This is a genomic window from Variovorax sp. PMC12 (genome assembly GCF_003019815.1).
Classification (GTDB): domain Bacteria; phylum Pseudomonadota; class Gammaproteobacteria; order Burkholderiales; family Burkholderiaceae_C; genus Variovorax.
This window is the reverse complement of sequence record NZ_CP027773.1, coordinates 3,979,495-4,001,788: the sequence shown is the minus strand read 5'-3', so window position 1 is coordinate 4,001,788 and position 22,294 is coordinate 3,979,495. Positions and strand designations below refer to the sequence as shown.

General features: G+C 69.6%; 22 protein-coding genes. 10 read left to right on the top strand and 12 right to left on the bottom strand.

Translation table 11 applies throughout. The annotated features are described in order from the left end of the window. The first annotated feature begins 4 nt into the window (after positions 1 to 4). On the top strand, positions 5 to 451 hold the full coding sequence (locus tag C4F17_RS18475; protein WP_234382174.1) for a YbaY family lipoprotein: 447 nt from the start codon (positions 5 to 7) through the stop codon (positions 449 to 451). Positions 452 to 460: 9 nt separating this feature from the next. Here the strand turns inward: C4F17_RS18475 and C4F17_RS18470 are convergent, their stop codons facing one another. Together C4F17_RS18470 and C4F17_RS18465 are read right to left on the bottom strand one after the other, a co-directional pair. Further along, the gene (locus C4F17_RS18470) at positions 461 to 2,395 is read right to left on the bottom strand and encodes an adenylate/guanylate cyclase domain-containing protein (protein WP_106936215.1); all 1,935 of its coding nucleotides are present in this window, start codon (positions 2,393 to 2,395) and stop codon (positions 461 to 463) included. A gap of 191 nt (positions 2,396 to 2,586) precedes the next feature. Next, positions 2,587 to 3,297: a 2OG-Fe(II) oxygenase gene (locus tag C4F17_RS18465; RefSeq protein WP_106936214.1), complete on the bottom strand. Its 711-nt coding sequence runs from the start codon at positions 3,295 to 3,297 to the stop codon at positions 2,587 to 2,589. Positions 3,298 to 3,395: 98 nt separating this feature from the next. Between C4F17_RS18465 and C4F17_RS18460 the strand changes: the two genes are divergently transcribed. Together C4F17_RS18460 and C4F17_RS18455 are read left to right on the top strand one after the other, a co-directional pair. Beyond that, positions 3,396 to 3,746 carry a hypothetical protein gene (locus tag C4F17_RS18460; RefSeq protein ID WP_234382172.1) on the top strand — a complete coding sequence of 117 codons (351 nt, stop codon included), beginning with the start codon at positions 3,396 to 3,398 and terminating at the stop codon, positions 3,744 to 3,746. Further along, the gene (locus C4F17_RS18455; RefSeq protein ID WP_106936213.1) at positions 3,743 to 4,555 is read left to right on the top strand and encodes a zeta toxin family protein; all 813 of its coding nucleotides are present in this window, start codon (positions 3,743 to 3,745) and stop codon (positions 4,553 to 4,555) included. Before C4F17_RS18460 ends, C4F17_RS18455 begins: the two co-directional genes overlap by 4 nt. Positions 4,556 to 4,606: 51 nt before the next feature. Here the strand turns inward: C4F17_RS18455 and C4F17_RS18450 are convergent, their stop codons facing one another. Beyond that, positions 4,607 to 5,509, bottom strand: a complete 903-nt coding sequence (locus C4F17_RS18450; RefSeq protein WP_081267332.1) for a LysR substrate-binding domain-containing protein — start codon at positions 5,507 to 5,509, stop codon at positions 4,607 to 4,609. 190 nt (positions 5,510 to 5,699) lie between these two features. Between C4F17_RS18450 and C4F17_RS18445 the strand changes: the two genes are divergently transcribed. Continuing rightward, complete coding sequence (locus C4F17_RS18445) at positions 5,700 to 6,899, top strand: acyl-CoA dehydrogenase (RefSeq protein ID WP_081267333.1); 1,200 nt, start codon at positions 5,700 to 5,702, stop codon at positions 6,897 to 6,899. An 8-nt stretch (positions 6,900 to 6,907) separates the two neighbouring features. Continuing rightward, on the top strand, positions 6,908 to 8,146 hold the full coding sequence (locus tag C4F17_RS18440) for a CaiB/BaiF CoA transferase family protein (RefSeq protein WP_106936212.1): 1,239 nt from the start codon (positions 6,908 to 6,910) through the stop codon (positions 8,144 to 8,146). A 73-nt stretch (positions 8,147 to 8,219) separates the two neighbouring features. On the opposite strand, the gene C4F17_RS18435 is transcribed toward C4F17_RS18440, so the two are convergent. After that, on the bottom strand, positions 8,220 to 8,678 hold the full coding sequence (locus tag C4F17_RS18435) for a CopD family protein (protein WP_106936211.1): 459 nt from the start codon (positions 8,676 to 8,678) through the stop codon (positions 8,220 to 8,222). A 56-nt stretch (positions 8,679 to 8,734) separates the two neighbouring features. Continuing rightward, on the bottom strand, positions 8,735 to 9,703 hold the full coding sequence (locus C4F17_RS18430) for a LysR family transcriptional regulator (protein WP_106936210.1): 969 nt from the start codon (positions 9,701 to 9,703) through the stop codon (positions 8,735 to 8,737). Positions 9,704 to 9,830: 127 nt separating this feature from the next. Between C4F17_RS18430 and C4F17_RS18425 the strand changes: the two genes are divergently transcribed. From C4F17_RS18425 to C4F17_RS18405, 5 genes are read left to right on the top strand one after another with little or no spacing between them, the layout of a single operon-like run. Beyond that, positions 9,831 to 11,171 (top strand): DUF3100 domain-containing protein, encoded by a 1,341-nt coding sequence (locus tag C4F17_RS18425; RefSeq protein WP_106936209.1) that lies wholly within the window; start codon positions 9,831 to 9,833, stop codon positions 11,169 to 11,171. Between the two features lie 29 nt (positions 11,172 to 11,200). Next, positions 11,201 to 12,391 carry a M20 aminoacylase family protein gene (locus tag C4F17_RS18420; RefSeq protein ID WP_106936208.1) on the top strand — a complete coding sequence of 397 codons (1,191 nt, stop codon included), beginning with the start codon at positions 11,201 to 11,203 and terminating at the stop codon, positions 12,389 to 12,391. Then, complete coding sequence (locus C4F17_RS18415) at positions 12,388 to 13,773, top strand: L-serine ammonia-lyase (RefSeq protein ID WP_199851978.1); 1,386 nt, start codon at positions 12,388 to 12,390, stop codon at positions 13,771 to 13,773. The genes C4F17_RS18420 and C4F17_RS18415 overlap by 4 nt, the downstream gene beginning before the upstream one ends. Before the next feature lie 55 nt (positions 13,774 to 13,828). After that, the gene (locus C4F17_RS18410; RefSeq protein WP_106936206.1) at positions 13,829 to 14,659 is read left to right on the top strand and encodes an isocitrate lyase/PEP mutase family protein; all 831 of its coding nucleotides are present in this window, start codon (positions 13,829 to 13,831) and stop codon (positions 14,657 to 14,659) included. A 4-nt stretch (positions 14,660 to 14,663) separates the two neighbouring features. Next, positions 14,664 to 15,239 carry a uracil-DNA glycosylase family protein gene (locus tag C4F17_RS18405; protein WP_106936205.1) on the top strand — a complete coding sequence of 192 codons (576 nt, stop codon included), beginning with the start codon at positions 14,664 to 14,666 and terminating at the stop codon, positions 15,237 to 15,239. 6 nt (positions 15,240 to 15,245) lie between these two features. Here the strand turns inward: C4F17_RS18405 and C4F17_RS18400 are convergent, their stop codons facing one another. The 7 genes from C4F17_RS18400 to C4F17_RS18370 all read right to left on the bottom strand — a co-directional run bounded on the left by C4F17_RS18400 (position 15,246) and on the right by C4F17_RS18370 (position 22,224). Then, positions 15,246 to 16,925: an amidohydrolase gene (locus C4F17_RS18400; protein WP_106936204.1), complete on the bottom strand. Its 1,680-nt coding sequence runs from the start codon at positions 16,923 to 16,925 to the stop codon at positions 15,246 to 15,248. A gap of 1 nt (position 16,926) precedes the next feature. Then, positions 16,927 to 17,916, bottom strand: a complete 990-nt coding sequence (locus C4F17_RS18395) for a tripartite tricarboxylate transporter substrate binding protein (RefSeq protein WP_106936203.1) — start codon at positions 17,914 to 17,916, stop codon at positions 16,927 to 16,929. A gap of 65 nt (positions 17,917 to 17,981) precedes the next feature. After that, positions 17,982 to 18,338, bottom strand: coding sequence for a cupin domain-containing protein (locus C4F17_RS18390; RefSeq protein WP_106936202.1), 357 nt, complete (start codon positions 18,336 to 18,338; stop codon positions 17,982 to 17,984). 28 nt (positions 18,339 to 18,366) lie between these two features. Then, positions 18,367 to 19,374 (bottom strand): quinone oxidoreductase family protein, encoded by a 1,008-nt coding sequence (locus C4F17_RS18385; RefSeq protein WP_234382170.1) that lies wholly within the window; start codon positions 19,372 to 19,374, stop codon positions 18,367 to 18,369. 318 nt (positions 19,375 to 19,692) lie between these two features. Then, positions 19,693 to 20,577, bottom strand: coding sequence for a 3-keto-5-aminohexanoate cleavage protein (locus C4F17_RS18380; protein ID WP_106936201.1), 885 nt, complete (start codon positions 20,575 to 20,577; stop codon positions 19,693 to 19,695). Further along, the gene (locus C4F17_RS18375; protein ID WP_106936200.1) at positions 20,574 to 21,338 is read right to left on the bottom strand and encodes an SDR family NAD(P)-dependent oxidoreductase; all 765 of its coding nucleotides are present in this window, start codon (positions 21,336 to 21,338) and stop codon (positions 20,574 to 20,576) included. Before C4F17_RS18375 ends, C4F17_RS18380 begins: the two co-directional genes overlap by 4 nt. Before the next feature lie 19 nt (positions 21,339 to 21,357). After that, the gene (locus C4F17_RS18370; protein WP_106936199.1) at positions 21,358 to 22,224 is read right to left on the bottom strand and encodes a dioxygenase family protein; all 867 of its coding nucleotides are present in this window, start codon (positions 22,222 to 22,224) and stop codon (positions 21,358 to 21,360) included. Positions 22,225 to 22,294: the final 70 nt, after the last annotated feature.

Below are 22,294 nucleotides of genomic sequence, written 5' to 3'. Positions count from 1 at the left end.
GCGGATGAAAAGACGTACCGGCCTCCTCATGTTTTCCGCCGTGGCAGGCGCTTCTTTGCTGGGTGCCTGCGCGGCGCCCTCGTCGTCCGGCGCGGCTGCTGGAGCCTCGCAGTTGCGCGTGACCGGCACCGTCGCCTATCGCGAGCGCATCGCGCTCGACCCAGCGGCCGAGATCGTGGTGCAGCTGCTCGACGTGTCGCGCATGGACGCGCCCTCTACCGTGCTGGCCGAGCAGCGCTTCAAGGCCGACGGCAGGCAGCCGCCGTTCGCCTACGAGCTGAAGGTGGACGCGGCCCGCATCGATCCGCGCATGCGCTATGCCGTGTCGGCGCGCATCTCGCGCGGCGACCAGCTGCTGTTCATCAACGACACGCAGTATTCGGTGCTCACGCAGGGCAACGGCACCAGCGCCAACCTGGTGCTGGTGCGCGTCACCCAGGCGCCGCGCTAGAGCGGGCCGCTACGAAGTCATCAGCTCGTAGAGCACCATGCGCGTCTGCCGGCCGCGCAGCTCCACGAGCTCCTCGATGCGGCGCGTGTGCAGCCGGCCCTGCAGGCCCGCGAACGTCACCTCCGACATCAGCACCTGCGTGCCCAGCTGCTTGTTGATGCCCTCGATGCGGCTCGCCACGTTGATCACGTCGCCGAACGCGGTGTACGACAGCCGGTCGTTCGAGCCCAGCACTCCCGCGATCACCATGCCCGTGTGAATGCCCACGCGCGTGCGGAACTCGGGCAGGCCCTGTTCAACCCACCGGCGGTTGAGTTCGTCCATTTCCACGTGCAGCTCGAGGGCCGCCATGCAGGCCCTGTACTCGGCGTCGGGCAGGTCGGCGGGCGCGCCCCACAGCACCATGATGCCGTCGCCGATGAACTTGTCGACCATGCCGCCGTGCCGCGCGAACACCGCCGTCGCGAGGTTGAAGTACTCGGTCAGCATGCCCACCAGCACGTCGGTGTCGAGCGACTCCGAGATCGAGGTGAAACCCTCCACGTCGCTGAACATCACCGTCACCCGGCGCGGCGAGCCGTTGGGCGCGAGTGCATGGCCGTCGGCGACCAGCTGGTTGATGACATCCACCGGCACGAACTTGCTGAAGGCCTTGAGGCTGCGCGCGGAATCGTCCAGCGCCTGGTCCAGGTGCTGGATCTCGAGCACGCGGCTGGGCTTGCGCGGCAGGTTGTCCAGCTCCAGCAGGCCGATGCGCCGCGCGATGTGCGAGAGGTTCTCCACCGGCGATGTCACCAGCTTCGACAGCTTGAGCGACATGAACAGCGCCACCGCCAGGAAGGCCAGCGCGAGCAGCAGGCTCAGCAGCACGGCATGCCGCAGGTCGCCCAGCAGGACGTCTTCGGGCACCCAGCTCACCAGCTGCCAGCCCGTGCTGGGAATGGACGAGGTCTGCACCAGATAGTTGCGCCCTTCGTGCGTGAACGAAAACTCGGTGTCGTGGCGGCTGCCCGCGGTGCCGTCGGCCAGCATGTGGGCATGCAGCGCGCCGAGCACGCCCGACGGGAGCTCCAGCTTGTGGAGCACGCCCGGATGATCGCTGCGCGCCAGCACGCGGAAGTCGGCGCTCAGGAGGGCGCTTTCGCCGTGGCCGATGCTGCTGCTGAATTGCTGCACGAACCCCGACAGGCGCCCCAGCGACACGTCGCCCGCCACCACCAGCGCCTGCGTGCCGCCCTCGGCGTAGCGCCGCTTGCCTGGCAGTGCGTAGGTCACGCCCAGTTCCTGCGCGGCGGCAAACACATAGGGCTGCGTCCATACCGGCCCCTGTGCCTTGCGGGCCTGCACATACCAGCTGCGCTGCGTCGGGTCGTAGCGGCTGTGCAGGGTCTCGACGCGCCGCGTGGCGTAGCGGTCCTGCACGTCGGCTTCGGCCGAGGGCGGCGGCTTGTAGTGCCAGGTCTCGGTGGTGAACTGCGGGCCGCGCTCTATGTGGCGCATGGCGGGCGTGGGGTAGCGCAGCGCCATCAGCATCTGGCCGGCTTCGTTGGCCACGTAGATGCTGTCGAGCTCGGGCGATTGCGCCAGCAGCGTCCACAGCAGCTCCGAAGTTCTCTCGGACTGCTCGCCCGCGGGCCGCAGGCTGGGGGCGCTGCCCGCCGCGTCGATCACCGACTCGGCCTTCTGCAGGAAGGCCAGCACCTTGTCCTCGGTGCGGTCGTGGTTGGCCTTGTGCGCGGAAGTGCCGATGCGCGAGACCAGCCGCTGCGACCCCCAATAGCCCAGCGACACCAGCAGCAGCGACTGCGTGAGCGCCACCGCGCTGACGATGGTGCCCACGTCCACCCTGAAGCGCCGCGAGCGCTTCGATGGCGGTGCCGCGGCGGCGGATTCGAAAGGCGGCTTTCCCGCCACACCCGGATTCCCGGACGAGTTCTTGTTCATACAGCTCCCTGACGACCACTCGAACACACCCGCGCCACGAAGGCGCGGATCGGCATCCGGCGAGTCCGCGGCCCCGATCGTTGGTGTCGGAGATCCTGGCGGGTGCCTGATGCGGTGGCGATTTTCGCCGGTCTTGGCTGGGAATGCGGCCGCGCCCTACAAGTAGAACGACCGTGCGGGAAAGCCCTCGTTCAGCGCGCGTCGTGGAAGATGATGCCCAGCGTGTGCCTGCGGCCCGAGCGCAGGCGGCTCACGCCGTGGCGCATGGTCACGCGGTAGCTGCCGCGCGTGCCCACCACGGGCCGCTGGTTGACCGCGAAGATCACCGCCTCGCCCAGCGCGAGCGAGACGACTTCGGCGCGCGACTGCATGCGCGGGCGCTGCTCGGTCAGCACGAACTCGCCGCCGGTGAAGTCTTCGCCCGGCCGGCTCAGCAGCACCGTGAGCTGCAGCGGAAACTGCAGGTCGCCGTAGAGGTCCTGGTGCAGGCAGTTGTAGTCGCCTTCCTGGTAGCGCAGCAGCAGCGGAGTGGGGCGCGACTGGCCGGCTGCGTGGCAGCGCGCGAGATAGGCGGCGTGGTCCGGCGGGTAGTCGGCGGGCTGGCCCATCGCGGCGGCCCAGGCGTTGGCCAGCGGCGCGAGGCGTTCGTACAGCGCGCCGCGCCAAGCGGCCAGCTTGGGCGGCAGCGGGTTCGCGAAGTACTGGTACTCGCCCTGGCCGAAGCCGTGGCGCTGCATGACGACGCGGCTGCGGAAGTGGGCGGGCCGGTCGTACATCGCCGTGAGCGCGGCGCACTCCTGCGACGTGAACAGCACGCCGGTGGTTGCGCAGCCGCGGTTGGCGAGCTCGGTTTCGATGCGGGGCCAGTCGAGCGCTGCGACGAGAGAGGCGGGGCTTGTCATGCGCGGAGTTTCCGGCTTCGGCACTGCCTGCGCTCGCCGTTTCCGGACACGGGTCCGCGGCATGCGCCGTGCCGCCGTTTTTGAGCGATCATCCGGCCATGGCAAGAGAAAAGACGACGACCGCGCGTGCGAGCGCCACGGGGCAACTGGTGCAGGGCCGCTCGGTTGCGACGCTGGGGCGCGGCATGGCGCTGGTGAAGGTCGGCAAGGCGGCGCGGCCGGCAGTGCGCCCCGAGGACAACACCACGGTGCTGCTGAAGAAGGCGGCCCGTGCGCTCAACAAGCCCGGCATCGACAGGGCGGTGGTCTTTCGCGGACCCAACGCAGCCAGGATATTCGCCTACTACGCCTACCCGCAGGACCCGACCAAGGTCATCCGCGAGTCCGCCGACGGTACCCAGGTGATCGGCCGGCTGGTCGACGGCAGGTTCCGCGCGAGCAAGGCGTGAGCCGCCGCCCACCCGGTCTCGAGAAGCTGCTCGAGCAGACGCAGGGGCCGCGCCCGGTGGCCTTCGTTCTTGCCGGCCACAACGGCTCCGGCAAGTCCACGCTGTGGTACTCGCGCCTGGCTGCGTCGCTGCGCATGCCGCTCATCAACGCCGATCGCATGATGATGTCGATCCTGCCGGACGCCGACCCCCGTACCGGGCATATCCCGCCCTGGGCCCAGCAGCTGCGCGACGACGACCTGAAGTGGCAGATCCTGTCGCAGGAAGGCGTGCGCGCCTTCAAGAGCCTGGTGATGGACCAGCGCATGCCCTTCGCGTTCGAGACGGTTTTCTCGCACTGGAAGCCGCTGCCCGGCGGCGGCCACGAATCCAAGGCGGACGACATCCGCGCGATGCAGCAGGCGGGCTATTTCGTCGTGCTGCTCTTCGTCGGCCTGGTGTCGGTCGACATGTCCGTCTTTCGCGTGAGCACCCGCAAGCAGCAGGGCGGCCACGACGTGGACCGCAGGAAGCTCATCGAGCGCTTTCCCCGCACGCAGGCGGCGGTCGGGCATGCGGCGCAGATCGCGAACATGACGCTCATGTTCGACAACAGCCGCTCCGAGAAAGACGCCTTCGCGCTGGTGCGGGCGCAGGCGAAGAAGTCGGTTCTGTTCGACGCGCGCGATCCGCAGTTCAAGATCGATCCTCAACTCCGTGCCGTGTGCGATCCGTGGCTGGAGAAGGTCGCGGGGCCGTTCAGGCCGCGGCGCATTTCGCCGCCGAAGAAGATTGCACCGGAACAAGTGCTGGGCGGGAACACCCCATGAGCACCGCCGTGATGCCGCAAGCGCTCGTCGACCTGCCCGGCGCGCCGCCGCTCACCCTTGCCGCGCCTGCCCGAGCAGCCAGTCGCTGAAGAACTTCAAGAGCGGCCGCTGGTCGGCGCGCTCGGGCGTGACGAGGTAGTAGTTGCGCTCGCCCGACAGGGGCCGCGCGCATGCGACGACAAGCTCGCCGCGCGCCAGTTCGTCGGCCACCAGCATCGTCGGCATCAGCGCCACGCCGAGGCCATGGGACGCTGCGGCCGCGAGGATGGAGAACAGCTCGTAGCGCGGTCCGCCGCGCGCGTTGGGTGCGTCGATCTGCTGCGCGTCGAACCACTGGCGCCAGCCGTCGGGCCGGGTGCTCTGCTGCAGCAGCGGCATCTTCGCGATGGCAGCCGGCGTCACGGCCTTGCCGCGCGGCAGCAGGGCGGGGCTGCACACCGGCACCACGTCTTCGTGCATCAGCAGCAGCGCATGCGTGCCGGCCCAGTTCTCGACCTGCGCGGGCGTGCCAGCGTAGAGCGCGGCGTCGAACTCGGCATCCGCGAACAGGAAGGGACGGGTGCGTGTCTCGATGTGCACCACCACGTCGGGCTGCAGCGCCGCGAAACCTTTCAGGCGCGGCATGAGCCAGCGGGTGGCGAAGGTGGGCACGGCCGCCAGCGAGAGCGAGCCGCCTTCGCCCTGGTGGGCCATCGCGTCGAGCGTGTCGCGCTCCATGGCCTCGAGGCGCTTGGCCGTCTGCCGCGCATAGGCCGCGCCGCTGGCGGTGAGCGCCACGCCGTGCCGTGTGCGGCGGAACAGCGCCACGCCCAGGAAGGCTTCGAGCGTGCCGATCTGGCGCGACACCGCGCTCTGCGTGAGGGCCAGCTCCTGCGCGGCGCGCGTGTAGCTCTCGTGGCGCGCGGCGGCGTCGAAGCACACCAGGGTCTGCAGGGGCGGGATCTTGCGGCGCATGCATGTATGCCTGGAAAGTATGAATGGAACGCAGCGCTCGCCAATGAAGACGCTGCCCGAACATCTTGCAAGACATTCTACAAACGCATATCTGGGTGAGGAATCCTCGTTTGCGTCATGGCTTGCGCGTGGCTAGGATCGACCGATCCCCCTCTTTTTGTTTTCTTCCCCCTTCTCCGGAGACAGCCACATGGCCGCCAAAGCGCAATTCCACTGGGATGACCCCCTTCTTCTCGACCAGCAACTGACCGACGAAGAACGCATGATCCGCGACGCGGCCAACGCCTACTGCCAGGAGCGCCTGGCGCCCCGCGTCACTGAAGGCTTCCGCACCGGCGAGACCGACCCGGCCATCTTCCGCGAGATGGGCGCGCTCGGCCTGCTCGGCCCGACCATCCCCGAGCAATACGGCGGCCCCGGCCTCAACTACGTGGCCTACGGCCTGATCGCCCGCGAAGTCGAGCGCGTCGATTCGGGCTACCGCTCGATGGCCAGCGTGCAGAGCTCGCTGGTGATGGTGCCGATCTTCGAATTCGGCACCGAAGCGCAGAAGCAGAAGTTCCTGCCCAAGCTCGCCACCGGCGAATGGATCGGCTGCTTCGGCCTGACCGAGCCCGACCACGGCTCCGACCCCGGCAGCATGGCCACGCGCGCCAAGAAGGTGCCGGGCGGCTACTCGCTCAGCGGCTCGAAGATGTGGATCAGCAACTCGCCCATCGCCGACGTGTTCGTGGTGTGGGCCAAGGAAGTCAGCGAAAGCGGCACGGTCGGCCCCATCCGCGGCTTCGTGCTCGAGAAGGGCATGAAGGGCCTGAGCGCCCCCGCCATCCACGGCAAGGTCGGCCTGCGCGCCAGCATCACCGGCGAGATCGTGATGGACGGCGTGTTCTGCCCCGAAGAGAACGCCTTCCCCGAAGTGCAGGGCCTCAAGGGCCCCTTCACCTGCCTGAACAGCGCCCGCTACGGCATCTCGTGGGGTGCCCTGGGCGCCGCCGAAGACTGCTGGCACCGCGCCCGCCAGTACACGCTGGACCGCAAGCAGTTCGGCCGCCCGCTGGCCGCCAACCAGCTCATCCAGAAGAAGCTGGCCGACATGCAGACCGAGATCACGCTGGGCCTGCAAGGCAGCCTGCGCCTGGGCCGCATGAAGGACGAGGGCATTGCCGCCGTCGAAATCACCTCGATCATGAAGCGCAACAACTGCGGCAAGTCGCTGGACATCGCCCGCATGGCGCGCGACATGATGGGCGGCAACGGCATCAGCGACGAATTCGGCGTGGCACGCCACCTGGTGAACCTGGAAGTGGTCAACACCTACGAAGGCACGCACGACATCCACGCGCTGATCCTGGGCCGCGCCATCACCGGCATCGCGGCGTTCGCGAACTGATCGAACGCATGAGCAACAAGCCCGCAGCACTCGACGGCATCAAGGTCCTCGATCTGTCCCGCGTGCTCGCGGGCCCGTGGTGCACGCAGATCCTGGCGGACCTGGGCGCCGACGTCGTCAAGATCGAGCGCCCCGGCGTCGGCGACGACACGCGCACCTGGGGCCCGCCCTTCATCAAGGACGCCGACGGCAACGACACCGACCAGGCCAGCTACTTCACCGCCTGCAACCGCAACAAGCGCTCGGTCACGGTCGACATGGCCACGCCCGACGGGCAGGCGCTGCTCAGGCAGATGGCGGCGCAGGCCGACATCGTGGTGGAGAACTTCAAGACCGGCGGGCTGAAGCAATACGGCCTCGACCAGGAAAGCCTGCGCGCGGCCAACCCGCGCCTCATCTACTGCAGCGTGACCGGCTTCGGCCACGACGGCCCCTATGCGGAGCGCGCCGGCTACGACCTGATGATCCAGGCCATGACCGGAATGATGAGCATCACCGGCCGCCCCGACGACGTGCCCGGCGGCGGCCCGCTGCGCGTGGGCGTGGCGCTGACCGACCTGTTCACCGGCGTCTACGCCAGCACCGCGATCCTCGCGGCGCTGCAGGTGCGCGACCGCACCGGCCAAGGCCAGCACATCGACATGGCGCTGCTCGACGTGGGCATGGCCATCCTCGCCAACCAGGCCAGCGCCTTCCTCAACACCGGCAAGGCGCCCGGGCGCCAGGGCAATACGCACCCGAGCCTCGCGCCCTACCAGGACTTTCCGACGCAGGACGGCGCGATGCTGCTGGCCATCGGCAACAACGGCCAGTTCGCGCGCTTCTGCGAAGCGGCGGGCCATCCGGAATGGGCGAGCGACGCGCGCTTTGCCACCAACACCCTTCGCGTGAAGCACCGCGGCGTGCTGATCCCGATGATGGAAGAACTCACGCGCACCCGCACCACGGCAGCGTGGGTCACGCTGCTCGAGGACAAGGCCGTGCCCTGCGGCCCTATCAACGACATCGCGCAGGCCTTCGACGACGCGCAGGTGCAGGCGCGTGGCCTCAAGGTCACGCTGCCGCGCGACGCGGGCGACGGCATCGCCAGCATCACCGGCGTGGCGAGTCCGCTGCGCCTGTCGGCCACGCCGCCCGTGCTGCGCCACGCGCCGCCCGCGCTGGGCCAGCACACGCGCGAGGTGCTGGCGGAGATGGGCATCGACGACGCCCGCTTCGACGCCCTGCGGTCGGCCGGCGTGGTCTGAAAAAAACGGCGCAGGCACGGCGAGCCCGGTGCGCCTTCCGGCGCCTGCGGCCGCAATCGCCTGACGCCCTTCGTCAGCCCGCGCGCCCGATGGTCGCCACCGCGAACACCGCCACGCCCAGCACCAGGTTCAGCGTCACCAGCTTGCGCACGGTATCCAGCCGCGCGGCAGCCACCGGCCACGCGCTTTCTTCCACCGCGCGCCGCATGGCCCGGAACACCGAGGCGCGGATGTAGACGTAGATCGCGGCCATCACGATCGCGATGCTCATCATGGCCTCGATGCGCCAGTGCAGGCCGCGAAAGCCGCCTGCCGCCATGATCATTCCCACGCCGGACACGAACAGCAGCGTGACCGACGCATCCACCCCGACGAAGAAGCGCCGCAGCGTCGCGGCCATCATGCGCAGCCGCAGCGGCGGCTCCAGCGTGGCGACGGCCGAGGGGCGCACCGCGAAGTGCATGGTCGCCATCCCGCCGACCCAGAAGGCGGCGCACAGCAGGTGGATGAAGAGTGCAATGACGTAGGACATGTGGTCCGATCAGAACACCGAAGCGGCGATGTGCGCAATGCGGCGGATCATCCCTTTCAGGCCGGGGTGCTTCTGGCCCGCGCGGCCGTGCGTCTTTCCTTGGCGGGCGTGTCGTCGGCATAGACCCGCATGTCGGCCACCACGCGGCGCAGCAATTCGGCCGCGGCCGGCGACAGCATGCGGCCGTGGCGCGACACGATGTGCGAGCGCCCCTGCGACAGCAGCGGGTTCTTCATGGGCAGCTCCACCAGTTCGGGGCTGTTGGCGTTGGGCGTGAGCGAGATGCGCGTGCCCAGCGTGTAGCCCAGCCCGGCCGACACGAAATGGCCGAGCGCGCTGAACGAGGTGGTGGTCAGCAGCGCGGGCAGCCGCACGCCCTCGCTGACCTCCGCCGCCTCGATGTGCTGGCGCACGCCGAAGTGGCGGTGCAGCGTGGCGCCGGGGTAGGGCAGCAGGTCGGCCAGCTTGAGCGGCCGGCCCAGCTGCGCGAGCGGATGCGAGCGCAGCACCATCGCCTGGATGGGCTGCGGGTGCGACTGGTGCGAGGTGAGCCGGTCGTCCTTCGGTGGCTGGAACAGCATGCCGATGTGGGCGCGCTCCTCGACCACGCGGCGCACGATCTCGTCGGTGCTGGCCACGTCCAGCTCGATGGTGATCTTCGGGTGCGTGGTCATGAAGTCGCGCAGGCTGTGGCGCATGAGCCAGTCGACGTAGCCCTCGCCCGCCACGATGTCGATGTGCCCGCGCTCGATCTTGCGGATGCTGTCCATCTGCGCCATGAGGTGCTGCTTCTGGCTGTTCTGGCGCCGCACGTAGCCGGCCAGCATCTCGCCCGCGTCGGTGGCCACCACGCCGCGTCCGTGGCGCTCCAGCAGCGGCACGCCGCACTCCTGCTCGAGGATGCCGATGGCGCGGCTGACGGCCGAGGGGTCCATGTCCAGCACGTCGGCGGCACCGCGCACCGAACCGCTGTCGAGCACCTGCATGAAGTAGCGCACGCGGCGCGTGTCGAGCTTGTCGTCCATGGCCCGGTCTCCTGAAGTTCGTGGCGAGTGTTGCATTCAATGCATCGAATATCCCTATTTGCGGTCATTGATGCAATAGAGCCGGACGCGGAAACTCGCCCGCATTCCGCCAGAAGAAGCCCCACCCATGACCTCTGCCGCCTCCGTTCTTGCCGCACCCGTACGCTCCAGCGCCTCCGGAAAACTCAAGCTCGTGCTCGTCACGCTGGCCATCGTGGCCGCGGCCGAACTCATCGGCCCGGTGCAGTTCAGCGTCGGCCCCGGCAAGGTGGCGCTGCTGCCGATGCTGTGGGCGCTGCTGATCGCGGCCGTGTGGGGCATTGCGCAGCGCCGCCTGCCGGGCGCGGTGCGCGTGGCCACGGCCGAGCAGTCGCTGGCCGGCGGCCTGCTGAACGCCGGCCTGCTGCTGTTCGTGGTGAAGCTCGGCCTCACGGTGGGCGCCGCGCTGCCGCAGGTCAGGCAGGCCGGCTGGGCGCTGCTGTTCCAGGAGTTCGGCCATGCGCTCGGCACCCTGGCGCTGGGCCTGCCGCTGGCGCTGCTGCTGGGCATCAAGCGCGAGGCCGTGGGCGCGACCTTCTCGGTGGGCCGCGAGGGCAACCTGGTGATCATCGGCGAGAAGTACGGCATGGCCTCGCCCGAAGGCCGCGGCGTGCTGGCCGAGTACATCACCGGCACCGTGCTGGGCGCGCTCTTCATCGCGGTGCTGGCGGGCTTCATCGCCAGCCTGCACATCTTCGATCCGCGTTCGCTGGCCATGGGCGCCGGCGTGGGCTCGGGCAGCCTGATGGCCGCCGCGCTGGGCGCCATCGCCGCGCAGCAGCCGGCCGAGATGCTGCCGCAGCTCACCGCCATTGCGGCCGCCTCGAACCTGCTGACCACCGTGGCCGGCTTCTACTTCACGCTGTTCCTGTCGCTGCCGCTGTGCTCGTGGCTCTACGGCAAGCTGGAGCCGGTGCTGGGCCGCTTCTCGAAGCGCGGCGCGCAGGACGCGGCGGGCACGGGCGCGGTGTCGCAAGTCAGCATGGCGCACGGCGGCGCCACGTCGCTGCGCGACACGCTCATCGCCTGGACGGTGGTGGGCGGCGGCGTGCTCATCGGCAATTCGCTGACCTACAAGGTGCCGGTGCTGGTGTCGCTCGAAGGCATGGCGGCGGTGGTGCTGATCGCGCTGGTGGTCGAGGGCATCAAGCGGCTGGTGCCGCGCCTGCCGATGGTGCTGGTGCTGTCGGTGGTGGCCACGCTGGCGGGCATTCCGGGGCTGTTTCCGTTTTCCGACGCGCTGATCGCCATCACCGCCAAGCTCAACTTCCTGGCCTTCACCACGCCGGTGCTGGCGCTGGCCGGCTTCTCGGTCGCGAAGGACCTGCCGGTGTTCCGCCAGTTGGGCTGGCGCATCGTGGTGGTGTCGCTCACCGCCACGGCCGGCACCTTCCTGGGTGCGACCTTGATCGCCGAATTCTTCCATTGACCCCGACAACCCCACGAGAGACCCACGCCATGTACCGCGACCCCGAAATCGCCGAAGACACCCGCGCCCGCATGCTCAGCTGGCGTCGCGACATCCACGCCAACCCCGAGACCGCCTTCGAGGAACACCGCACCGCCAACGTCGTCGCCAACGCGCTGATGCTGATGGGCCTGCCGGTGCACCGCGGCCTGGCCGGCACCGGCGTGGTCGGCACGCTGAAGAACGGCGAAGGCCCGAGCATCGCGCTGCGCGCCGACCTCGATGCGCTCAACATGCAGGAACTGGGCGCGCAGGCGCACGCCTCCAAGTGCGCCGGCAAGATGCACGCCTGCGGCCACGACGGCCACACCGCCATGCTGCTGGGCGCCGCCGAGCACCTGTCGCGCCACAAGCCCTTCAAGGGCACGGTGCACTTCGTGTTCCAGCCCGCCGAAGAGAACGAAGGCGGCGGCCGCGTGATGGTGGAGGAGGGCCTGTTCGACCGGTTCCCGGCCGACGCCGTCTACGGCATGCACAACTTCCCGGGCCTGCCGCGCGGACAGTTCGCGATCCGCAAGGGCACGATGACGGCCTTCCTCGACACCTTCGAGATCGTCATTACCGGCAAGGGCAGCCACGGCGCCATGCCAGAGACCGGCATCGACTCGGTGGTGGTCTCGGCCCAGCTCGTCAATGCATTGCAGACCATCGTGAGCCGCCGCACCGGCGCGACCGACTCGGCCGTGGTCAGCGTCACGCAGATCCACGGCGGCGACACCTGGAACGTGATTCCCGAGACCGTGGTGCTGCGCGGCACCGTGCGCACGCTCGACGCCGCCATCCAGGACAAGACCCAGGCCGCCATGCAGCAGATCTGCGACGGCGTGGCCGCCACGCACGGCGCGAAGGTGGCGCTCGACTACCGCCGCGGCTACCCCGGCGTGGTCAACACGCCCGCCGAGACCGATGCCGCCGTGGCCGCCGCAGCCAGCCTGGTCGAGCGCGCGCAGGTCAAGACCGACATCCCGCCGGCCATGGGCTCGGAAGACTTCGCCTTCATGCTGCAGAAGCGCCCGGGCGCCTACATCGGCATCGGCGCAGGGGAAGGCCCGAACGACCCGAACGTGCACAACCCGTACTACGACTTCAACGACAACATCCTGCCGCTGGGCGCGGCCTACTGGGTGGCGCTGGTCAGGCAGCAGCTTCCTGCATCAGGGGATGAGGGCATGATGCGCTGATGCTCTCCGCCTTCGACATCTTCAAGATCGGCATCGGCCCGTCGAGCTCCCACACCGTGGGGCCGATGCGCGCCGCGCTCATGTTCGCCCGGTCGCTCGAGCGGCAGGGCGTGCTGGCGCAGGTGGCGCGGCTGCATGCCGACCTGTTCGGCTCGCTCGGTGCCACCGGGCCCGGGCACGCCACCGACCAGGGCGTGATCCTCGGGCTCTTCGGCGACGCGCCCGACACCGTGCGGCCCGAGACCGTGCAGCCCCGGCTGGAGGCGCTGCGCCGCACCGGGCGGCTCGACCTGCTCGGCCGCAAATCCATTGCCTTCGACCGCGTGCGCGACATCGCCTTTCGCGGCGAAGAGTCGCTGCCCGAGCACCCCAACGCCATGCGCTTCACCGCGTTCTCGGCCGAAGGCGCCGTGCTGGCCGAGGGCACGTATTTCTCGGTCGGCGGCGGCTTCGTCGTCGAGGGCGGGCAGGCCGTGGCCGAGACGGTGGCCGCCGCGTCCGCCGTGCCGCATCCCTTTTCCACGGGCGACGAACTCATGGCGCAATGCCGCGCCACCGGCCTGTCGGTGGCTGCGCTGGTCATGCGCAACGAATGCGTCTGGCGGCCCGAGGCCGAAGTGCGCGCCGGGCTGCTGCGCATCTGGGGCGTGATGCAGCAGTGCGTGCAGCGCGGCTTCGGCATCGACAACCCGCTGGCCGCGCAAGCGCTGCCCGGCCCGCTGCGCATGCGCCGCCGCGCGCCGGAGCTGAACCGCGAACTGCTGGCGCAGGCCGGCGCGGCCGATCCGCTCGCGGTGATGGATTGGGTCAATGCCTTCGCGATGGCGGTGAACGAGGAGAACGCCGCCGGCGGCCGCGTGGTCACCGCGCCCACCAACGGCGCGGCGGGCGTGGTGCCGGCCGTCATGCACTACTACCAGCGCTTCGTGCAGCAGGCGGGCGATGAAGGCATCGTCGACTTCCTGCTCACCGCCGCGGCCATCGGCATGCTCTACAAGGCCAACGCCTCCATCTCGGGCGCCGAGGTCGGCTGCCAGGGCGAAGTGGGCGTGGCCTGCTCCATGGCTGCCGGCGCGCTGGCCGCGGTGCTCGGCGCCACGCCGGCGCAGGTCGAGAACGCCGCCGAGATCGGCATGGAACACAACCTGGGCCTGACCTGCGACCCGGTCGGCGGCATGGTGCAGATCCCCTGCGTGGAGCGCAATGCGATGGGCGCGGTGAAGGCCATCAACGCGGCGCGCATGGCGCTGCGCGGCGACGGCAGCCACTATGTGTCGCTCGACGCGGTGATCCGCACCATGAAGCAGACCGGCGAAGACATGAAGTCCACCTACAAGGAGACTTCGCTGGGGGGGCTTGCGGTGAACGTGGTGGAGTGCTGACCGAGCCTGCGTCAGAATGGCCGGCTCACTGTGCAATGCAGAAAGCCGAGGCCCCATGACCCGCTCCGTCGCCGAAAAGCGCGCCGACTTCCGCGCCCTCCACGAAAAAGGCTGCTTCGTGATTCCGAACCCCTGGGACACGGGCAGCGCGCGCTACCTCGAAGGCCTGGGCTTCAAGGCGCTGGCCACCACCAGCTCCGGCTTCGCGTGGTCGCGCGGACAGGCCGACGGGGCGCTGTCGCGCGCGCAGGTGCTCGACCACCTGCGCGAGCTGGTGGCGGCCACCGACCTGCCGGTGAACGCCGACTTCGAGAACGGCTTCGCCGCCGACGCCCAAGGCGTCGCTGAGAGCGTGCGCCTGGCCATCGAGACCGGTGTGGCGGGCCTGTCGATCGAGGACTCGACCGGCAACGCGGCCGACCCGCTCTTTCCCATTGAAGTGGCGGCCGAGCGCATGCGCGCCGCGCGCCAGGCCATCGACGCCTCGGGCGCCGACGTATTGCTCATCGGCCGCGCGGAGAACTTCTTCGCCGGCCGGCCCGATCTGGACGACGCCATCGCGCGGCTCAAGGCGTATTCGGACGCGGGCGCCGACTGCCTCTACGCGCCGGGCATCAAGACCCGAGAGCAGATCGCGGCGGTGGTCGCGGCCGTGGCGCCCAAGCCGGTCAACCTGCTGGTCGGCGGAACCAGCGAGCTGAGCATGGTGGACATCTCCGAGCTCGGCGTGCGCCGCGTCAGCGTGGGCGGCGGCATGGCGCGCGCGGCCTGGGGCGGCTTCATGCGCGCCGCGCGCACGCTCGCCGACGAAGGCCGCTTCGACGGCTTCGCGGACGCCGCGGCGGGCAGCGAACTCAACGCCTTCTTCCGCCCGTTCGCCGGCTGACGCGGTGGATGCGCTGCTCGCCGAGGTGCGTGCCTGCCGCGCATGCGCGGTGCACCTGCCGCTCGGGCCGCGTCCCGTGGTGCAGGCCGGCGCGAGCGCGCGGCTGCTGCTCGTCGGGCAGGCGCCCAGCCTCACGGTGCACAAGACCGGCGTGCCATGGGACGACAAGAGCGGCGAGCAGCTGCGGCGCTGGCTCGGCGTGGACCGTGCCGTCTTCTACGACCCCGCGCGCATCGCGCTCATGCCCATGGGCTACTGCTACCCCGGCCGCGGAACCAGCGGCGACCTGCCGCCGCGCCGCGAGTGCGCCGCGCTGTGGCACGGCAAGCTGCTCGCGCGGATGCCGCACATCGAGCTGACGCTGCTCATCGGCCAGTACGCGCAGCGCCACTTCCTCGGCAAGACCGCGCGCGCCAACGTGACCGACACGGTCGAGGCCTTCGCTGACTACGCGCCGCGCTTCATTCCGTTGCCGCATCCGTCGCCGCGCAACACCGGCTGGTTCAAGCACCACCCGTGGTTCGAGAGCGACGTGCTGCCCGCGCTGCGCGAGCGGGTGCGACTGGCGCTCGGCACCTGACGGAAGTCAGCGCGCCGACGCCACCGGCACTGCCGCCGCATCGAACGGCCGCGCCGCGTACACCACGCGCCCGCCCACCACCGTCATCAGCGACGTGGTCTTGCCGATGCGCTCCAGCGGCACGCTGAGAAAGTCCTGGTCGAGCACCGCGAAGTCCGCCATCTTGCCGACCTCCAGCGTGCCGCGCCGGTTCTCGTCGAAGCTGAACCATGCGCTGCCCGCCGTGTACAGGCGCAGTGCTTCTTCGCGCGAGGGCGTTTCGTCGGGGCCGCGCATGGCCTTGCCGCTCACCGTCTTGCCGTCGAGCATCCATTGCAGCGCGACGAAGGGGTTGTACGAGGCCACGCGGTGCGCGTCGGTGCCCGCGCCCACGTTCACGCCGGCACGCAGCGCGGTGCCGATGGGCGGCATGCGCCTTGCCGCGTCGCCGCGCACGGCGAGCGCGCGGTCGCCCTGGAAGTACATCGCGTCCTGCATCGTCCAGCCGATGCCCAGCGCCTTCATGCGCGCGAGCGTCTCGGGCGAGGCGTCGTCCAGGTGCGCGATGGACCAGCGCAAATCCTTGATCGGCACCTCGGCGTTCAGCTTCTCGTACAGCCCGAGCAGATGGTCGACCGAACCGTTCTCCTGCCAGTGGATGGTGACGGCCAGCCTGCGCTGCGCCGCCCACTTGACGAGCTCGTAGAACTTCGCCTTCGCCGCTTCGTCGGGGAAGTTGTTGTTGTACATCGCGAGCGTCACGCGCTCGCCCAGGCCGTTGAACTTGAGCATGTCGTCGCCGAAGCCCATCGGCAGCATCTGGGTGAGGTCGCGAAACTCCTGCAGCTCGGCGCCGGGCTTCTGCGCGAACACGCTGTAGGCCACGCGCAGCGTCAGCGCCTTCTCGCGCCACAGCTCGAACAGCGCCGCGTACTGCGAGGGCGCGATGCTGAAGCCGCCCGGGTCCACCAGTCCGGTGATGCCGAGCCGGTTCAGCTCGGTGAAGAAGGCGCGCGTGCCGGCCACGTTGTCGTCGTAGGTCGGCTTGGGCAGCTTGTCGAACAGCGCCGAGATGCCGACGATGTCGCCGGTCATCCAGCCCGGCGCGCCGTCGGGCGACGGCTTCATGCCCGCGGGCAGCGTGCCGGCGGGAACGCCCAGCGCCTCGAGCGCCTTGGGCGTCATCACCACCGCTTCGTAGAACAGCTGCACGTACACCGGATTGTTCGGCGCGGCCTCCTGCAGTTCGGCCAGCGTGGGACGGCGGCGTTCTGCGAACTGCTGCTCGGTCCAGCCGCCGGCCACGATCAGCCAGCCGCCGGGGCGCGCATTGGCCGCTGCGGTGCGCAGGCGCGCCATGGCCTCCGCGATGGTGCCGGCGCCGATCCAGTTGACCTCGGTCGAATAGCTCAGCGCGGCGCGCACCGCGTGCATGTGCGAGTCGATGAGGCCGGGAATGACGGTGCGTCCGCCCGCGTCCACCGTGCGCGTGGCGGGGCCCGACAGCGCGCGCACCTGCGCGGCGTTGCCGACGGCCAGGATGCGCCCGTCCCGCACAGCGAGCGCCTGCGCGGTGCTGCCGGCTTTGTCGAGCGTGACGATCTTCGCGTTGGTGACGACGAGGTCCGCCGGTTGCGCCTGCGCGGCGACGGGCAGCAGCAGGCTGGCGGCGAGGGCGGCTGCCGTGAAGAGTGTGCGTGGTGTCATGTCAGTCGACCTTGATGCTTGCGGCTTTCACGACCTGCTGGGCTTTTGCCGTCTCGTCGACGATGAACTTGTTGAACTGCGCCGACGACATCGTGAAGGGCTCGGCGCCCAGCTTCTCCAGCCGCTCCTTCAGTTCGGGCGACACCATGATCTTCGCGACCTCTGCCTGCAGCCGGTCGACCACCGGCTGCGGCGTCTTCGCGGGCGCGAACAGTCCGACCCAGAACAGGTATTCCGAGCCGGGCACGCCGGCCTCCACCGTCGTGGGCGCATCGGGCAATGCCGACGAGCGCTTGCCCGTGCCCACCGCCAGTGCCTGCAGCTTGCCGGTCTTGATGAGCGGCAGCGCAGACACCATCGGCGCGAAGAACCAGTCGACGCGCCCGGCCATCACCTCGGTCATGGCCTCGGGCGTGCCGCGGAAGGGCACGTGCTGCGCGTCGATGCCGGCCGCGAGGCGGAACACCTCGGCGTTCATGTGCGTGGCCGAGCCGTTGCCAGCGGAGCCGTAGTTGAAGCCGCCCGGCTTGGCCTTCACCTTGGCCACCAGGTCTTTCACGTCGGTGAAGTGCGAGGGCGCCGTCACCAGCACGTTGGGCAGGCTGGCCATCGGCGTGATGCCGGTGAAGTCTTTGAGCGTGTCGTACGACAGGCCCTTGTAGATCCACGGGTTCACGAGGTGGCCGGCCGAATGCACCAGCAGCGTGTAGCCGTCGGCCGGCGACTTGGCCGTGATGGCCGCGCCCAGCGTGCCGCCCGCGCCGGGCTTGTTGTCCACGATCACGCTGGTGCCCAGGGCGGGCCCCAGCTTCTCTGCCACCAGGCGCGCGACGATGTCGGTGCCGCTGCCCGCCGTGAACGGCACGACCAGCCTGACCGGCTGCGTGCCGGGCCACGGGCCCTGCGCGTGGGTGCCGGTGAGCGCGCAGGCCGCGAGAGTCGCCGCCACGGCCAGCGTGCGCCGGCGGCTCCAGTTGAGTGTCTTCTTCATGCGTCTTGTCTCCGTTGATTTATTTGGTTGAGCGATGAATGACTGACCGACCGACGAAAGAGCTGCTACGGCGGCGGCGCGTTGGGCATCACCAGCGCGACCAGCACCGGCCGGTTGGTGCGGTTCTCCAGCTGGCGCTTTTCACCGGGTGCGAAGCGGCAGCTGTCGTACTGCTCGAGCACTTCTTCCTGGTGCGCCCCGTCGATTTCGCCGACCACGTGAAGCCGGCCTTCGAGCACGAGGTAGAGCTTTTCCATCGGCGAGCCGTCCAGGCCCGTGCGGCCGCCGGGCAGGATCTGGCTCATGCCCATCCACATCTGCGTGGAGGGGCCTGCTTCCTTGCCTTGCAGGCGCAGGCAGCGCATGTCGAAATGGTTGGGCGCCTCGTAGTGCGGCGCCTCGCTGAAACGGGTCACGTGCATGGGATGTGCTCCAGTAGGGGGCGGTTCTTCAGGGCCGCAGCACGACGCGGTCGGTGCTGCCCGACAGCACCAGGCGGTAGGCGTCCATGGCTTCGTCGAGCGTGAAGTGGCGCGCGACCGGAAAGGGCTTCAGCGTGCCGCGCTCGAAGCCATCGCGCATGGCGTCGAGCTGCGCGGTGCTGGCGATGCAGTCCATCGCCAGCGAATCGATGCCCACGAAGGTGTGCATGCCGCGGTAGAACGCGAAGATGTCGAAGGGCACGGCGCGGTCGTGCGTGGCGATGAAGATCTGCGTCGCGCCCTTGGCCATGGCCTTGTTGGCGGCCTCGAAGTAGGCGCTGCCCACGGTGTTGTAGACGATGTGCGCACCGCGCCCGTCGGTGAGTTCACGCACCCGTGCGGCCACGTCGGTGTGGTGGCGGGCGTCGATGAGGTCCACGGGTCCGTTCGCAAAGCCCGCGTAAGGCCCGGCGTGCCGCTGCACCGCGATCACGCGCGCGCCGGCCTGCGACGCCAGTTGCACTGCCGCCTGCCCGACCTTGCCGTTGGCGCCGAGCACCAGCACGGTCTGCCCGGCCTGGGGCATGCCGCTGCGCCGAAAGCCTTCATACGCGGTGACGAAGGGCACGCCCACGGCGCCGGCCTCGTCCATCGAGATGCCGCGGGGCTTGGCGCGCAGCGCCTGTTCGGGCAGCACGAGATAGCGGCCGTGCGAGCCGTCGCGGGTGATGCCGATGTCGCCGCCGGAGCCGTAGACTTCGCGCCCGATCCATTCGGAAGGGCCGCCGACGACGGTGCCCGCGAAGTCGCGGCCGGGGGTTCTGGGCCACACGGCCTGCGGCATGATGCCGAGCGTCGCCTTGACGTCGCTGGGGTTCACTGCGGCGGCCTCGACGCGCACGACGGCGTGGCCCGGGGGCGGTGTGGGTTCGGCCTGCGGCGTGGCGTGCAGATGCAGCGCGTCGAGGGTGGCGGCTTTTTCGTCCACGCGCAATGCGCGGGATGTGTGGGTCGTGTGCATGGCAGCGACGTTCATTTCTGTTTTCCTGCTTGCTGGGGTTTCTGGGGTTTTCTTGGGCGCTCTTGTTCGGGGCGCGTGCACAGGCCACCGGGTACTCCCCTCCCCGAATGTCCCCCGGGGCTGCGCCCCTCCTCCTTTATTTCGCTGCGGGGAGCACCCGGTGTCCTGTGCACAGGGCACGCTGCTGGTGCTCGGCCGATCAACGACTGCTCTGTCCAACGCTCACGCCGGCGGGGTGCCTTGCGCAGCGAAATAAAGGAGGAGCCCGAAGGGCGGGGGACATTCGCGGAGCAAGGCACCCCGTCGGCGTGAGCGCGCCCCGAACAACGTACCTCAGGCATTCGCCAGCCCCAGCATCGCGCGCGCCTCACGCGGGTTGGCCACTTCGCCGCCAAGGCTCACGAGGATGTCGCGCGCCTTCGCCACCAGTTGCGCGTTGCTCTCGGCGAGCACGCCTTTCTCGAGGTAGATGTTGTCTTCCATGCCCACGCGCACATGGCCGCCCAGCAGCCACGACTGCGCGACGATCGGGAACTCCATGCGGCCGATGCCGAAGGCGCTCCAGAAGGCGCCGCGCGGCAGCATGTTGCGCGCGTAGAGCAGCGTCTCGGGCGTGGGCGCAAAGCCGTATTTCACGCCGAGCACGAAGGTCCACATGGCCGGGCCGTCGAGCGTGCCGTCCGCGATCAGGTCCAGCGCCAGGTTGATGTCACCCGAATCGAAGATTTCCAGCTCCGGCTTCACGCCGGCCTCGCGCATCACCTTCGCCATGCGGCGCACGTTCTTCGGCGTGTTGATGACCACGTCGGGGCCGGAGTTCATGGTGTTCAGGTCGAGCGAACACACGTCGGGCCTGATGAGCGCGATGTGCTCCACGCGCTTCTCCGGCGGCAGCAGCGTGGTGCCGGGCGCGGCGATCTTCGGGTCGTCCTCGCTCGGGATGAAGCGCCCGCCCGGGCCGGTCGTGAGGTTGACGATCAGCTCGCGGTTGCTGCGGCGGATGCGATCCACCACCTCGCGGTACAGCTCCACCTCCATCGACGGCTTGCCGGTTTCCGGATGGCGCACATGGATGTGCACCTGGGCCGCGCCGGCCTCGGCGGCGGCCAGGCATTCGTCGGCGATCTGCACCGGCGTGATCGGCAGGTGCGGCGTCTGCTCCGGCTTCACGAGATTGCCCGTGACGGCGCAGGTGATGAGTGTCTTGGCGGCGCTCACAGGTGGCGTCCTCCGTCGACCACGATGCGCGTGCCCGTGACGAAGCGCAGGGTGGTGGCCAGCGCCTCGACCGTGGCCGCCACGTCGTCTGGCTTGCCGATGCGGCCGAGCGGCGTGGTGCTGGCCATCTTGCTGGCGAACTCCGCGCCGCGCCCGGGCACGAAGCCCGACTCCACCGCGCCCGGCGACACCGACACCACGCGCACGGCAGGTGCCAGTGTCTTGGCCAGCGCGTCGCCGACCACGTCGAGCCCGGCCTTGGCCGCCACGTAGGCCAGGTTGCTGCCCACGCCCGTGAAGCCCGCGATGGACGAGATGTTGGCCACCAGCGCGTCGCCGCTGGCCTTGAGCATCGGCGCGAAGGCGCGGATGGTGGCGAACACGCCGCGGAAGTTGGCGCGCACGATGTCGTCGATGAGCTCGTCGGTCAGCGCGTCCAGGTCGGCGGCCGGCACCGGCTGCGTGTGGCCCGCGCTGTTGACGAGGATGTCGCAGCGCCCGTGCGTGGCCTGCACCTCGGCGGCGGCGGCCACGAGGCTCGCCGAGTCGACGATGTCGGCGCGGATCGCCGCATGGCGCTGGCCGTTGGCCGAGGGCAGGGCGGCCGCGCGCGCCGCTGCGTCGTCGCCCTTGCGGTGCAGCAGCACGCAGGTGGCGCCGAGCGCGGCCAGGCGCGTGGCCGTGGCATAGCCGATGGCACCGAGGCCGCCGGTGATGACGGCGACCTTGCCGTCGAGTCTGGAGACAGGATCGAAGCTCATATCGATAGGGGGAGTTGGTTCAGGGAATCGGGGGGCGCGGGAATTTCATTTCGCCGGGTTCGAGTTCGAAGTCGTGGTGCATCGACGCGCTCTTGCCATCAGGCGCCAGCGCGAAGCGCCCGATCAGCCTGCGCGTCACGCCGAAGGTCGGGTCGCTTTCCAGGTTCTCGTCGTCGTCTGCGAACACCTGCGTGATCAGCACCTTGTGGCCGGGCTTGCTCACCATGAAGTGCAGGTGCGCGGGCCGGTTGGGGTGGCGCTGCTGCGCGCGCAGCAGCACGCCGCAGGGCCCGTCGGTCGGCACCGGGTAGCCGGCCGGTCGCACGCTGCGGAAATGGAAGCGTCCTTCGGCGTCGGTGGTGAAGCGGCCGCGCAGGTTCATGTCCTCCTGCGACGGGTCCTGGTTTTCATAGAGGCCGACGGGCGAGGCCTGCCACACGTCGACCGTGGCGCCGGCCACCGGCCGGCCCTCTTGGTCGCGCACCGTGCCCGTCACTTCGAGCGGCGTGCCGGGCGTGCCCGAGCGCGCGATGTTGTCGCCCGGCGCGCAGGCCGGTGCATTCGCCCGCCAGAACGGCCCGAGCAGCGCGGCGGGCGATTCGCCGTGCGGGTCCTGGTTGTTCTGCAGCGCGACCACGGTCGACACACCCAGGATGTCCGCCGCCAGCACCACTTCGTTCTTGGTCTCGCCCGTGGCATGGCCGATGGCGACGATGAATTCGAGCGCCTGCTCGAACTCGTCTTCCGTCAGTTTCACTTCCTGCACCAGCGCGTGCAGGTGGCGCGTGACAGCCTCCATCACTGTGCGCAGCCGCGGGTCGGGCGTGTGCTTCATGGCGTCGAGCACATGGCCCAGCACCGAGTCGGGGGAGGTGGCGATGTTCATGGTGGATTTGTGCAATCGTTTGCACGATATTAGCCAGATTTGCCGAAAAGTAAAATGGAGGTTTCCGGCA